13 protein-coding genes are annotated in these 12,332 nt (G+C 71.6%); 9 read left to right on the forward strand and 4 right to left on the reverse strand.

Going from position 1 to position 12,332, the window contains the following annotated elements; all coding sequences use genetic code 11:
• Positions 1-12: 12 nt before the first annotated feature.
• The 5 genes from ACFQO7_RS02495 to ACFQO7_RS02515 all read left to right on the forward strand — a co-directional run bounded on the left by ACFQO7_RS02495 (position 13) and on the right by ACFQO7_RS02515 (position 4,516).
• Positions 13-2,016, forward strand: coding sequence for an amylo-alpha-1,6-glucosidase (locus tag ACFQO7_RS02495; protein WP_376805015.1), 2,004 nt, complete (start codon positions 13-15; stop codon positions 2,014-2,016).
• Between the two features lie 74 nt (positions 2,017-2,090).
• Complete coding sequence (locus tag ACFQO7_RS02500; protein ID WP_376804814.1) at positions 2,091-2,219, forward strand: hypothetical protein; 129 nt, start codon at positions 2,091-2,093, stop codon at positions 2,217-2,219.
• Positions 2,220-2,268: 49 nt separating this feature from the next.
• Positions 2,269-2,829 (forward strand): GNAT family N-acetyltransferase, encoded by a 561-nt coding sequence (locus ACFQO7_RS02505; RefSeq protein WP_376804815.1) that lies wholly within the window; start codon positions 2,269-2,271, stop codon positions 2,827-2,829.
• A 128-nt stretch (positions 2,830-2,957) separates the two neighbouring features.
• A complete protein-coding gene (locus ACFQO7_RS02510; RefSeq protein ID WP_376804816.1) occupies positions 2,958-3,527 on the forward strand; it encodes a hypothetical protein in 570 nt (189 codons plus the stop codon).
• Positions 3,524-4,516, forward strand: coding sequence for a tyrosinase family protein (locus ACFQO7_RS02515; RefSeq protein ID WP_376804817.1), 993 nt, complete (start codon positions 3,524-3,526; stop codon positions 4,514-4,516). Before ACFQO7_RS02510 ends, ACFQO7_RS02515 begins: the two co-directional genes overlap by 4 nt.
• Positions 4,517-4,567: 51 nt before the next feature.
• On the opposite strand, the gene ACFQO7_RS02520 is transcribed toward ACFQO7_RS02515, so the two are convergent.
• Together ACFQO7_RS02520 and ACFQO7_RS02525 are read right to left on the reverse strand one after the other, a co-directional pair.
• Positions 4,568-5,935, reverse strand: coding sequence for a permease prefix domain 1-containing protein (locus tag ACFQO7_RS02520; RefSeq protein ID WP_376804818.1), 1,368 nt, complete (start codon positions 5,933-5,935; stop codon positions 4,568-4,570).
• Positions 5,932-6,306, reverse strand: a complete 375-nt coding sequence (locus ACFQO7_RS02525; RefSeq protein WP_376804819.1) for a PadR family transcriptional regulator — start codon at positions 6,304-6,306, stop codon at positions 5,932-5,934. The genes ACFQO7_RS02520 and ACFQO7_RS02525 overlap by 4 nt, the downstream gene beginning before the upstream one ends.
• Before the next feature lie 105 nt (positions 6,307-6,411).
• Here ACFQO7_RS02525 and ACFQO7_RS02530 point away from each other — a divergent pair, with 105 nt between their 5' ends.
• Together ACFQO7_RS02530 and ACFQO7_RS02535 are read left to right on the forward strand one after the other, a co-directional pair.
• Positions 6,412-7,533, forward strand: a complete 1,122-nt coding sequence (locus ACFQO7_RS02530; RefSeq protein WP_376804820.1) for a tetratricopeptide repeat protein — start codon at positions 6,412-6,414, stop codon at positions 7,531-7,533.
• 150 nt (positions 7,534-7,683) lie between these two features.
• Positions 7,684-8,172, forward strand: coding sequence for a hemerythrin domain-containing protein (locus tag ACFQO7_RS02535; RefSeq protein ID WP_376804821.1), 489 nt, complete (start codon positions 7,684-7,686; stop codon positions 8,170-8,172).
• 35 nt (positions 8,173-8,207) lie between these two features.
• Here the strand turns inward: ACFQO7_RS02535 and ACFQO7_RS02540 are convergent, their stop codons facing one another.
• Entirely contained in the window at positions 8,208-8,792 is a 585-nt protein-coding gene (locus ACFQO7_RS02540; RefSeq protein WP_376804822.1) for an NADPH-dependent FMN reductase, read from the reverse strand.
• 106 nt (positions 8,793-8,898) lie between these two features.
• On the opposite strand from ACFQO7_RS02540, the gene ACFQO7_RS02545 reads away from it, so the two are divergent.
• Entirely contained in the window at positions 8,899-9,267 is a 369-nt protein-coding gene (locus tag ACFQO7_RS02545; RefSeq protein ID WP_376804823.1) for a winged helix-turn-helix transcriptional regulator, read from the forward strand.
• A gap of 3 nt (positions 9,268-9,270) precedes the next feature.
• Here the strand turns inward: ACFQO7_RS02545 and ACFQO7_RS02550 are convergent, their stop codons facing one another.
• Positions 9,271-11,625 (reverse strand): FdhF/YdeP family oxidoreductase, encoded by a 2,355-nt coding sequence (locus tag ACFQO7_RS02550; RefSeq protein WP_376804824.1) that lies wholly within the window; start codon positions 11,623-11,625, stop codon positions 9,271-9,273.
• Between the two features lie 206 nt (positions 11,626-11,831).
• Between ACFQO7_RS02550 and ACFQO7_RS02555 the strand changes: the two genes are divergently transcribed.
• Positions 11,832-12,266 (forward strand): nitroreductase family deazaflavin-dependent oxidoreductase, encoded by a 435-nt coding sequence (locus ACFQO7_RS02555; RefSeq protein WP_376804825.1) that lies wholly within the window; start codon positions 11,832-11,834, stop codon positions 12,264-12,266.
• Positions 12,267-12,332: the final 66 nt, after the last annotated feature.

Below are 12,332 nucleotides of genomic sequence, written 5' to 3' on the forward strand. Positions count from 1 at the left end.
GTGGTGGTGGCGATGTCGCAGGAACGGCTGACACTGCTCGACGGCAGCACCTTCTTCACCACGAACGGCCTCGGCGACACCGGCGGCCCCGACGACGGCCTCTACTTCGCCGACACCCGCCACCTGTCCACCTGGCGGCTGACCCTCGACGGCGCGGAGCTGCGCCTGCTCAGCTTCGACACGCCCCAGTACTACTCGGCGCGCATCCACGCGACGCTGCCCAGCGCGAGCGTCGGGGTCAACCCGGCACTGTCCGTCCGGCGCGACCGCATCGTGTCCACCGGCGTGCACGAGGACGTCATCGTGCAGAACTACGGCGACGAGGTGTGCGAGCTGGTCCTCGAACTGTCGCTGGACGCCGACTTCGCCGACATCTTCGAGGTCAAGGACGCGAAGATCGGCCCCCGGCAGGTGAACGCCACCGTCACGGATGACACGGTGACCTTCGCGTACCGCAACGGCGACTTCACCCGGGCGACGACCGTGGTATTCAGCGAGCCGGGCGAGCTGCGGCCGACGAGCATGCGGTGGGCGGTGCGGCTGCCCGCCCACGGCGAGTGGATGACGTGCATCGACGTGACCTGCTCCGACAACGACGGCGAGCACCCGCTGCGGGTCGGGCACGGCGGCTTCGGGCAGCTGGAGCCGGACATGCCGCAGACCATGCAGCAGTGGCTGGACGCCGCTCCCGTCCTGCACACCACGTTCGACCCGGCCCGGCACGCGTACCGGCACGCCCTGATGGACCTGGCCGCGCTGCGCTTCCGCCCGCTCAAGGGCAGCGCGCACTCGGTCCCGGCGGCCGGCGCGCCCTGGTTCATGGCGCTGTTCGGCCGGGACAGCCTGATCACCGCGTACCAGGCGCTGCCGTTCCATCCCCGGCTCGCCCGCACGACCCTGCAGGCGCTGTCCATGGTCCAGGCCAAGGAGAGCGACGACTTCCGGGACGCCGATCCGGGCAAGATCCCGCACGAGCTGCGCCACGGGGAGCTGACCTTCACCGGCCGCAGCCCGCACAGCCCGTACTACGGCACCCATGACGCGACGCTGCTGTTCCTCATCCTGCTCGACGAGTACGAGCGGTGGACCGCCGACACCACGCTGGTCCGGCAGCTCGAACCGGCGGCCCGCGCCGCGGTGGGCTGGATGCGCGGCCCGGCCGACCCCGACGGCGACGGCTACCTGGAATACCGCACCCGGTCCCCGCAGGGCCTGGCCAACCAGTGCTGGAAGGACTCCTGGAACTCGATCATGTTCGCCGACGGGCGGATCGCGACCCCGCCCATCGCGACCTGTGAGATCCAGGGCTACGCCTACGACGCGCGGATCCGCACGGCACGCCTGGCGCGGGAACTGTGGCACGATCCCGACCTGGCCGAGCAGCTCGAAAAGGAGGCGGCCGCGCTGCGGCAGCGGTTCAACACCGACTTCTGGCACCCCGGACGCGGCCACTTCGTGCTCGCCCTCGACGGCGACAAGCGCCAGGTCGACGCGGCCACCTCGAACATCGGGCACCTGCTGTGGAGCGGCATCGTCGACGACGAGCACGCCGAAGCGACCGTCGCGCTGCTGCTCGATCCGCGGATGTCGTCGGGCTGGGGCGTGCGGACCATGTCCAGCGCCGACCACGGCTACAACCCGATCGAGTACCACGACGGCACCGTCTGGCCGCACGACACCGCGATCATCGCCGAGGGCCTGCGCCGGTACGGCCACCGCCAGGAGGCCGTCGAACTCGCGGTCAAGCTGCTCGAAGCCGCGGCCGCGTTCGGCTACCGGCTGCCCGAGGTCTTCGCGGGTTTCGACCGAGAGGGCGACAAGCCGGTGGAGTACCCGACGCCCTCCTCGCCGCAGGCCTGGTCGGCGGGCTCGGTGCTGCTGGTGCTGCGCACCCTGTTCGGCCTCGACGTCGAGAACGGAACCCTGCGCTGGGCCGAGCGCCCGACCGCCTTCGACGGCCCCATGCGCCTGGACAACGTCCTCGTCCGAGGCCACCGCCACACCATCGCCCTCTGACACTTCACTCTTGGCGCAACTCCTAAGGAGTCGCGCCATCCCGGCCACGCCGAAGCCGCAACTCGGCCTGGTACGTGCTGTTCACCTGGGCGGTGAACCGCGGCCGCACGCTGGTGTCCCGGCCCGCCGTCCACCGCAGACTGCAGTTGTTCACCGGCGGCACCCTGGTCTGCCTCGGTGCCGCCGTGGCCCTGGGCTGGTGAACCCGGCGGCAGGGTGAGCGTGGTCGTGCGCCATGCCTAAGATCACCTGATGTTCCAGCCGCCGTATCCGCTGCGCACCGCACGGCTCACGCTGCGCCCGATGGTGCCGGGTGACCTCGACGACGTGTACGCCTGGCAGAGCCGGCCCGACGTCGTGCGCTGGATGCTCGGCGCGGGACCGCGCACCCGGGAGCAGTCCCGAGCGTCGGTGACCGCGATGGTGGCCGAGGACGCGCTGCGCGCCGAAGGCGACTGCCTGACCCTGGCCGTCGTCGCCGACACCAGGGTGATCGGGACCGTGGAACTGGTCTGGCGCAGCCAGGCCGACCGCACTGCCGAACTCGGCTACGTCTTCCACCCCGACCACGGCGGCCGCGGGCTGGCCACCGAGGCCGCCCGCGCGCTGCTGGACTGGGCATTCGGCGAGTTCGGCCTGCACCGGGTCTACGCCCGCTGCCACGCCGGCAACGAGGCGTCGGCCCGGTTGATGGCGCGGCTCGGCATGCGCCAGGAGGCGCGCCACGTCGAGAGTTACCTGTTCCGCGGTGAGTGGGCCGACCAGCTCGTCTTCGCCGTGCTGGACCGCGAGTGGCGGTCGGCCGAGGGCTGACCTCCGCCGTCCGGGTGGCGTGCCTGTCGGAATGGCGTCGAGCCGTTGGCGGTCGCTGCGCGCCGGTGCCACAGTGCGTGGGCCCGCGGCGGTGTTCGCCCCGGGTGTCGCAGCACGGTGGAGGAACAGTGAGTTTGACCAAGGACGACGGTCCGGCGCCCGCCGGGTTCACCGCCGCTCTGGAGGCGGGCGGGTACGGGCTGCCCGACCCGTCGACGGCTGGCCACGGGCACGCGCACGGCGTCGACGGGGTGTCGACGTCGGTGCGTACGGCGGTGCACCGGGGGCGGGAGATCCGCATCGATACCACATACAAGATCACTATCGACGGCAAGCCGCTGGAGGGCGGGCTGGAGGTCCTCGACAACGGCGCGGTGCACTACCACGGGCTGCCGCAGTACGCGCTGCCGTCGGCGATCGACATGTGCAAGCGGGTCCTGGACTACTTCGGCACCGAGCCGCCGGCCGTCGACGAGCTCGGCTGCCTGACCGGCGAGCACGGCGAGCACTGCGGCAACGGCACCACCTGCTGCGTGCCCGACCAGGCCCACCAGCACGGCACGGACCACGAGCACGGGACGAGCCACCAGCATGGTGAGCACCAGCACGGTGAGCCCGAAGCGCCGCAGCCGGTCCCCGCGCAGCCGCAACCGCACGACCACGACCAGCATGAGCACCACGGGGAGGGGCACCGGTGACCGCCGTCCGCGCCGACATCCAGACCTCCGACACCGCCCGCGAACGTTTCCTGGCCGGTGTCGTCGCCCTCAACGCCGAGCAGTCGGGCTACACCACCTCGCAGCTCAACCAGCTGCTGTCGCCGTCAATCCCGGGCTTCCGGCTGTACGGCGTGGACCAGCCGCTGACGACCTGGGACCTGTTCGTGCTGTGGCACTTCGTGGCGATGCAGATGCCGAGCAGCCCGCAGCGCCCGATGCGCAACCTGGCCCACGGCGGCCCGATCTTCCTGCCCTGGCACCGGATGTTCCTGCTGCGCCTGGAGCAGCAGATCCAGCGCGTCACCGGCGACCTTGAGGCCGGACTGCCGTACTGGGACTGGACCGTCGACGGCGGCCTGCCCGCCGACCAGCAGCACACCAGCTCGCTGTGGGGCGCGGCGGCGCTCGGCGACGCACGCGGCGACGTGGTCAGCGGCCCCCTCGCGGCGATGCGGGTGCGCCTGATGGGCTACGGCACGCAGCTCTGGTCGGTCGCGCCGCGCCCGCTGCAGCGCAACGCGGGCACCGACACCGACGTGCCGGGCCTGCCGACCGCCGAGGACGCCAAGTGGGCGCTCGAAGAGGGGCTCGGCTACGACAGCGCGCCCTGGGACGTCAGCTCCGACGGGTTCCGCAACCGGGTGGAGGGCTGGATCGACCCGCGCCGGATCGGCCAGGCCGGCAGCCCGCAGATGCACAACCGGGTGCACGTGTGGGTCGGCGGTGACATGGGTCCGGGCAGCTCGCCCAACGACCCGCTGTTCTACCTCAACCACTGCAACGTGGACCGGCTGTGGGAGGCGTGGCTCACCCGCGGCGGGCGCGTGTACTCCCCGGGCGACGGCGACGACCAGCGGCCCAGCGGGCAGGGGCCCGACGACACCATGGTCACGCTGCTCGGCGAGCCGCTGACCCCGTCCCAGGTGCTCGACGCGTCCGCCTGGTACAGCTACGACTCGATCGCCTAGGAACAGCGCGACGGCGCGGCCGAGAAGGCCGCGCCGTCGCACGTCGTCCGCTCAGGCGAAGGAGAACAGGGGCGGGAACACCAGCACCACGATCCAGGCCCAGGCCGCGTACACCACCAGGTAGCGGGTCTGCCAGCGCTCGAGCTTGCCGAACGGCAGCCTGCCGCGCACGAAGCCGAAGAACAGCCACGCCGACCAGGACAGGTTCGCCAGCAGGACGAGGTTCTCGCCCAGCGCGGCGGTCTTGTTGGCGGTGAAGCCGAACTCGGTGATCCGGCCCGTGATCGCGGCCAGCACCAGCACGTCGATGACGAGCGCGGTGACCACGAGCGCGAGCTGCACCTTGTCGAAGATCCCGGCCGGGGCGGCCGGGTCGCGGGCCGAGATGGCGTACAGCAGCAGGCCCAGCACGACGACCAGCAGCAGGTCGAAGATGATGAGCACGTCGCGCTCGACGTCGATGCCGTTGCTCGACCAGACGATCGCGCCGAGCAGCACCACCAGGGTGACCGTGAACAGCGGGGTGAACACCCGGGTCAGCACGGGCGCCATGTTCTCGATGACGCTCTGCTTGGCCTCGACCAGCCAGGCCGCGACCACGACCGCGGCCATCGCGCCGCACGGCACCAGCCAGGTGCCGACGAACGTCTCGGCGTCCAGGCCGATGGCCGAGAACGTGCCGACGGTGAACGCGGTCAGCACCCCGCCGCCGAGGGCGATCAGCACGAAGTAGATGAACCACTCGCCGGTGAACCGGATGAAGTCCATCCGCCGCCGGTCGTTGCGCCAGTCGCCGCCGGTGTAGGCGACCCCCACCACGAGCCACAGCGCGATCGGCAGGTGGATCGCGCTGAGCACGATGGTCTGCGAGTCCTCGGCCATCGGGAACGCGTTGGCCGCCACCGCGCCGAGCGCGAACAGCCCCGCCAGCACCCCGATCACGGCCGGGGCCGGCCGCCGCCGCCAGACGAAGTACGCCGCCAGCGGGGCGAGCGCGAACAGGCCGAGGTTGCGGGCGTAGAAGGTGCTGGGGCCCTCCATGCTCACCCCGAACAGCGCCGGAGCCTTGATGCCGAGCGCCGCCGCCGCCGCGAACGCGATCATGATGAACAGCTCGCGCCGGTTGCCGCTGCTGGGCGCGGCGGCGTCGTCGCCGGTCAGCACGAGCTGCTTCCACAGCCGCTCGGAGTGCTCCCGGGCGAACTCCCGGGACAGCTCGTCGAGGCTGCCCATGCGCTTGACGGCGATGAGGAACGCCTCGTCGGGGTGCAGGCCCGCCTCGGTCAGCTCGGTGATCCGGTCGCGGAGGTGGTCCTCCAGCTCCTCGGCGTCGGTGGTGTGCAGTTCCCGCCGGCGGCGCATGTACGCCCGCCACTCGGCGATCTGCTGTTCGAGTTCGTTGCCGCTGTCCACCGTCATCCGGCCACGCCCCAGGCGGGGGCGGGGATGGGGCGCAGCGAAGCACCGGCGTTCCAGACACCCCGCAGGGTCTCCACGACCGCGGCCCACTGGCGGCGCTGCTCCGCCAGCTCCTTCAGACCCTGCTCGGTGATGCGGTAATACTTGCGCCGCCGCCCTTCGATCGGGCTGTGCCAGGTCGACTCGACGTGGCCGAGCCGCTCCAGCCGGTGCAGCAGCGGGTAGAGCAGGCCGTCGGTCCATTCGAGCTGGCCGCCGGACAGCTCGTTGACCTGTTTGAGGATCGCGTAGCCGTAGCTCTCGCCCTCTGCCAGGATGCCCAGCACGAGGGGGGTTGCCGAGGCCGCGACGAGATCTTTCGTGATGTGCACGAGGACACCGCCTATACCTTGAACTGCTATGCATATTAGTGCTAGGTATCGCCGCGGCGCAACGCCGCCCGGCAACCCGTGATCATGGTGTGGCAGGCTGGGCGGGTGCAGCAGGATCCACTCACCTCGGCCCAGCGGCTGGCCAACCTCGGTGACCACGCGGGCGCGCTCCGCTTCGCCCGCGAGCTGGAGACGCTGTACGCGCACGAAGGGGACGACGGCGCGACCATGCTCGTCTGGGTCCGGCTGTGCATGGCCCGCTGGCTGGCCGTGCAGGAGGAGCCGGACCGACCCGCGGCCCTGCGCACGCTGGACGAGGCCGAACAGACCTGGCGCTCGCCGGCCGTCCAGGGCTCGGAGATGGCGCACGTGCTCGGCGCGGAACTGATGTCGCTGCGCAGCTTCGTGCTGCGCCAGCTCGGGCACGCCGCCGAGAGTCTCGCGGCGGGAGAGCAGGCCCTGGACCTGTTCGCCGAGCTGGAGCAGACCGCGCCGGAAGTGCTGTCCGCCGTCGGCCGGGTGCCGCTGCTGCTCAACCGGGGCGCCGCGCTGGCCGACCTCGGCCGCACCGCCGCGTCTCTCGCACCGCTGACCGAAGCGCTCGACGTGCTGCGGGACACCGCGCCGGGCAGCCATCGCGAGATCGAGATCGAGCTGCTCGTGCTGCAGGGCACGTCGCTGACCCTGCTCGGCCGCTTCGGCGACGCCGCGGCCGCCGAGACCGAGGCGATCGCGCTGGCTCGGACCCAGACCGGCCGGGCCGCCCGGCACCTGCTCGCCACCGCGCTGACCAACCACGCCACCACGCTGACCCGAACCCGCCGGCTCGACGAGGCACTCGCCAAGGTCGAGGAGGCCGAAGAAGTGCTGCGGGAGACCGACGGGGAACCGGCGACCGCCGTGCAACGCCGCCGCTGGGCGATGCCGCTGTCCACCGAGGCCGAGGTCCTGCTGGCGCAGGGCCGCCGGGAGGAGGCCGCACGGACCGCGCGCCGGGCCGAGCCGATCCTGCGCGAGTACGCCGAGCATGCGCCGCTGCTGGTCGAAGGCTCGCTGGCCAACGTGTGCCTGCTCATCGGCGACGCCGAGGACGATCCCGGTTACGCCGCCGAGGCGTTCGAGCGGCTGGACCGGCTGAACGAGCAGTTCCCCGGCCGGTACGAGTACTGGTGGCGGCGCGCCGCCGACCTCGTCACCCGGCTGCGCCGGAGCCCGGACGGCGGCTGAGGCCCTGCCACCAGGATTGCCGTAGCACAGGGGGCGTCGAACGGCCTGGGTTGCCCTCTCCGCACGTTTCATGATCGGATGGCGGCAGCATCGCGTGCCGGTGGCGGACTGCGCCAGGCATGGAGGTGTGGAATCGAAGGGACCGCCCCCGTGGCTTCCCCTGCCGACGACCGCACGGTCGCCTTGAGCACCCAGCTCGCGCAAGCGCACCAGGAACTGCGGCGGCGTATCCGCGAGATCAGATCGGGCATCACCCGCCGCGAAGCGGGCCATGACGCGCTCGTCACCCACTGCCTGGCGTTCTGCGCCGCGCTGACCTCGCACCACCGGGGCGAGGACGACGGGCTGTTCGCCGAGCTGCTCGCCCAGCGCCCGGACCTGGCCCCGACGATCGCCAAACTCGTCGAGGACCACGGCTTGATCACATCGATCGTGTCCCGGGTCGCCGAACTCGCCGGAGCCGCCGGCTCGCCCGACGACGCGCCGGAGGCGATCGGCCGCGAGCTCGACGGCCTGACGGCGATCATGGAATCCCACTTCGCCTACGAGGAACGTGTGCTCGGCGAGGCGCTCGACCGGGGCGTGGCGGACACCGGCTGGACCGACCCGGTGTTCCGGTTCCGCGACCACGTGGGCTGACCGGGGTGCGGCGCGGGCCGCACCCCGGCACCGGGTCAGGACGCGTCGCGGGTACGCGCGGCGTGCAGCGCGCCGGTCCACCACAGCAGGTCGTCGGTGAGCAGTTTCAGGAACGGCTCGGCCGGGGCGAACACCGCCGTGTCAGTCGGATCGGCCTGGTCGCGGGCGGGCAGGTAGATCTCGGGCGCGATGTGCACCGCGTGGCGCAGCGGGGCCATCTCGAACTCGACGGTGACCTGGCGCAGCTGCTCGATCGCCCGCGCCCCGCCGACGCCGCCCCAGCCGACGAAGCCGGCCGGCTTGCGGTGCCATTCGGCGTACGTCCAGTCCAGGGCGTTCTTGAGCACCGCGGAGTAGCCGTGGTTGTACTCGGCGGTCAGGAAGATGTATCCGTCGGCGCGGTCCACCGTCCGGCCGAACCGCGCCACCGCCTCGTCGGCGTACTGCCGGGGGGTCCACATGGGGGCGGCCCCGTCGAAGAACGGCAGGGGGTGGTCGCGCAGGTCGACCAGCTCGAACTCGACCCCCTCGTACTGCCGGGCGAAGTCCAGCACCCAGTGGGCGATCCGCTCGCTGAACCGTCCCTCGCGGGTCGTTCCGTTGATGACCTGGATGAGCATGTCATGGTCCCTTCGTGGCCTCGCGGCATTGATCACCGCGTTTCCCCAGCTTGGCCGGGGTGGGCCCGAGTGGGCAAAACTCGGGTTAGCTACTTACCATGGGTAAGTGACCACGAAGCTCTCCGCCTACGTGCCCGACCACCACGACGCCAGCGACGCCGCCTGCCGGGGCTTCCAGCCGGTCCTCGAACTGCTGGGCCGCCGCTGGGTCGGCATGATCATGCTGGCCGGGCGGCGCGGGGCACGCCGGTTCGGGCACTACCGCGCCTTCGCCGACGGCATCTCCGACCGGGTGCTGACCCAGCGCCTGCGCGAACTCGAACAGCACGGCCTGATCGAGCGGCAGGTCATCCCCAGCACCCCGGTGCAGATCCTGTACACGCCGACGGCCCGCGGCGTCGAACTGATGGACGCGCTGCAGCCGCTGTTCGACTGGACCGCCCGCAACCCGGGCGTGTTCGTCCACCAGGAGTGACCGTCAGCCGGCCTGCTTGACCACCTCGACCACGAGGTGCTTGGTCACCGGCTGCTCGCTCTCGGTGCTCATGTCGGCGAGGCCGCACAGCACGTTCAGCTCCGGCATGTAGCCGGCCGCGTTGCCCGGCGGGACCATGTACTCGACCGCCCGGTAGCCGTACAGGGTGCGCCGGGTGCCGTCCTTGGAGAAGCTGGTCACGTCGATCAGGTCGAAGTCGGACAGTCCCCGGTCGCGCATGTCGTCGGCGTTCATGAAGATGACCGTGCGCAGGCCCTTGACACCGCGGTAGCGGTCGTCGTTGGAGTAGATGCTGGTGTTGAACTGGTCGTGCGAGCGCACCGTGGTCAGCATCAGCCGGCCCTCGCCCGGCTCGACGTCGTCGGGCAGCGGCCCGGACCAGAACTCGGCCCGCCCCGACGGGGTCAGGAACGTGCGCTCCCGGGCGGGCTGGGCGAGCCGGAACCCGTGCGGGCGGCGGGCCTTGGCGTTGAAGTCCTCGAACCCGGGCAGCACCTGCGACATGGTGTCGCGGATGCGGTCGTAGTCGTCGACATAGTCCTGCCAGGGCGTACGGCTGTCGGGCAGGGTGGCGCGGGCCATGCCGCCCAGGATCGAGCACTCCGAGCGCAGGTGCGGTGAGGCCGGGTCCTTCATGCCGTACGAGATGTGCACCATCGCCATCGAGTCCTCGACGGTGACGCCCTGCTCCCCGGCGGCCTGCGCGTCGCGTTCGGACCGGCCGAGGCACGGCAGGATCAGGGCGCGCTTGCCGTGCACCACGTGGCTGCGGTTGAGTTTGGTGCTCACCTGCACGGTGAGGTCGCAGTTGCGCATCGCCTCGAAGGTGCGCGGCAGGTCGGGCGCGGCCAGCACGAAGTTGCCGCCCAGGGCGACGAACACCTTCACGTCGCGGCGCTGCATCGCCTCGATCGCCGCCACGGTGCCCAGGCCGTGCTCGCGCGGCGGGTCGATCCCGCACACCTGCGCCAGCTTGTCCAGGAACGCCGGGGTCGGCCGGTGGTCGATGCCGCAGGTGCGGTTGCCCTGCACGTTGCTGTGCCCGCGGACCGGCGCGGGACCGGCCCCCGGGCGGCCGATGTTGCCGCGCAGCAGCAGCACGTTCATGATCTCCCGGACGGTGTCCACGCCGTGCTCGTGCTGGGTCAGCCCGAGGCACCACGCGATGATGACGCGCTGCGAGGCCAGGTACGACGCGGCCAGCGAGCGGATGTCGGCCTCGGCGATGCCCGAGCCCTGCACGAGGTCGGCCCACGGGGTCGCCGCGACGACCGCGCGGTACTGCTCGAAGCCGGACGTGTGCGTGTCGATGAAGTCCTGGTCGAGCGCGGCCGGGTCGCGGTCGGCCGTTTCGAACACGGCCTTGGCGACACCGCGCATCAGGGCCAGGTCGCCGCCGATGCGGACCTGGACGTTGCGGGTGCCGGTGCGGGTCGTGCGGAAGGTGGCCATGTCGACGAACTCGTGCGGCACGATGGTGCGCCGCGAGGCCGCCTCGATCAGCGGGTTGATGTGCACCAGCGCCGCGCCGCGCCGGTCGGCCTCGGCCAGCCAGGTGAGCATGCGGGGCGCGTTGCTGGCCGCGTTGTCACCCATCAGCCAGATCGCGTCGGCCTGCTCCCAGTCCTCCAGGTCCGTGGTGCCCTTGCCGGAGCCGATGGCGGCGGTCAGCGCCCGGCCGCTGGCCTCGTGGCACATGTTCGAGCAGTCCGGCAGGTTGTTCGTGCCGAACTCGCGTACCCACAGCTGATAGAGGAACGTGGCCTCGTTGCTCAACCGCCCGGAGGTGTAGAACGCCGCCTCGTGCGGGCTGCCCAGGCCGCGCAGAGTGCTACCGACCAGGGCAAACGCGTCCTCCCAGGAGATCGGCACGTAGTGGTCGGTGTCCGGGTCGTAGGTCATCGGCTCGGCCAGCCGGCCGACCGCCTCCAGGTCGTAATCGGTCCACCTGGCCAGCTCGGCGACGGTGTGCGCGGCGAAGAAGTCGCGGTCGGCCCGGGGCGGGGTCATCTCCCAGGTGACGTGCTTGACGCCGTTCTCGCAGATGTCCAGCCGCAGGCCGGTCGGGTCGTCCGGCCAGGCGCAGCCGGGGCAGTCGAACCCGCCGTCCTCCTGGTTCATCACCAGCAGCGCTCGGATACCCTCCACCGGCTCCGGGCTGCGCAGCAGCACCTTGCTGACACTGCGCGCCGCACCCCAGCCCGCCGCCGGGTGGTGGTACTCGTGCCGCGAGTGGTCGCCGTCCGGCACCGGGCCGCGGCCCAGCGCGGCCGCGCCGGGCACGGCTCCCATCATCAGCTGCTCGGTGTCGGCTGCCGGGTCGGGTGACGGTGCCATCGGATCCGCCTTCCTTACGCGCCTGCCGGGACCGGTCGGCGTGCCATGGCTCGGGCCGCCGGGTCGTGACGCCTCCACGGGGCAGCGACCGGCGCAGATGGAGATCATTTTATGCCCGCCGGCCCGGCCCGGGGCGGGTTCGGCCAATCCGCGGCGCGGACCGCACCGGCCGCGCGGTCGGCGGCGTCCGCCCTAAAGTGTGACGAATGGAGCTGACAGGGGAGTACGTACCCGGAACCTGGGACATGTCGGTCAAGCAGGTCGAGACCTACGAGTCGAGCGGCGGCACGAAGGGCACCACGATCATGGGCAAGCCCGTGGTCATCGTGACGATGCGCGGCGCGCGGTCCGGGAAGATCCGCAAGACCCCGCTGATGCGGGTCGAGCACGGGGGCAGCTACGCCATCGTGGCGTCGGTCGGCGGGCGGCCGAGCAACCCCGACTGGTACCACAACATCGTCGCCGACCCCGAGGTGATGCTGCAGGACGGGCCGGACCGCAGGGCGTACACGGCGCACCTGGCCACCGGTGACGAGCGTCGGGTGTGGTGGGACCGGGCCGTCGCGGCGTTCCCGACCTACACCGACTACCAGCGCAAGGTCGCCCGCGAGATCCCGGTGTTCGTCCTCGACCCGGCCTGAGCGCACGCCCTCCGGGACCGCGCCCGGCCCGACGAGCCTCTAATATGGAGCCTTCGTCGGGCCGGG

Source organism: Catellatospora aurea (genome assembly GCF_042663325.1).
GTDB lineage: Bacteria > Actinomycetota > Actinomycetes > Mycobacteriales > Micromonosporaceae > Catellatospora > Catellatospora aurea.

What these genes read in the sequence shown, in the direction of transcription:
- ACFQO7_RS02495 (WP_376805015.1), top strand. Translation starts at nt 13, where the DNA reads ATGTCGCAGGAACGGCTGACACTGCTCGACGGCAGCACCTTCTTCACC.
- ACFQO7_RS02505 (WP_376804815.1), top strand. Translation starts at nt 2,269, where the DNA reads ATGTTCCAGCCGCCGTATCCGCTGCGCACCGCACGGCTCACGCTGCGC.
- ACFQO7_RS02520 (WP_376804818.1), bottom strand. Translation starts at nt 5,935, where the DNA reads ATGACGGTGGACAGCGGCAACGAACTCGAACAGCAGATCGCCGAGTGG.
- ACFQO7_RS02540 (WP_376804822.1), bottom strand. Translation starts at nt 8,792, where the DNA reads ATGCTCATCCAGGTCATCAACGGAACGACCCGCGAGGGACGGTTCAGC.
- ACFQO7_RS02550 (WP_376804824.1), bottom strand. Translation starts at nt 11,625, where the DNA reads ATGGCACCGTCACCCGACCCGGCAGCCGACACCGAGCAGCTGATGATG.
- ACFQO7_RS02555 (WP_376804825.1), top strand. Translation starts at nt 11,832, where the DNA reads ATGGAGCTGACAGGGGAGTACGTACCCGGAACCTGGGACATGTCGGTC.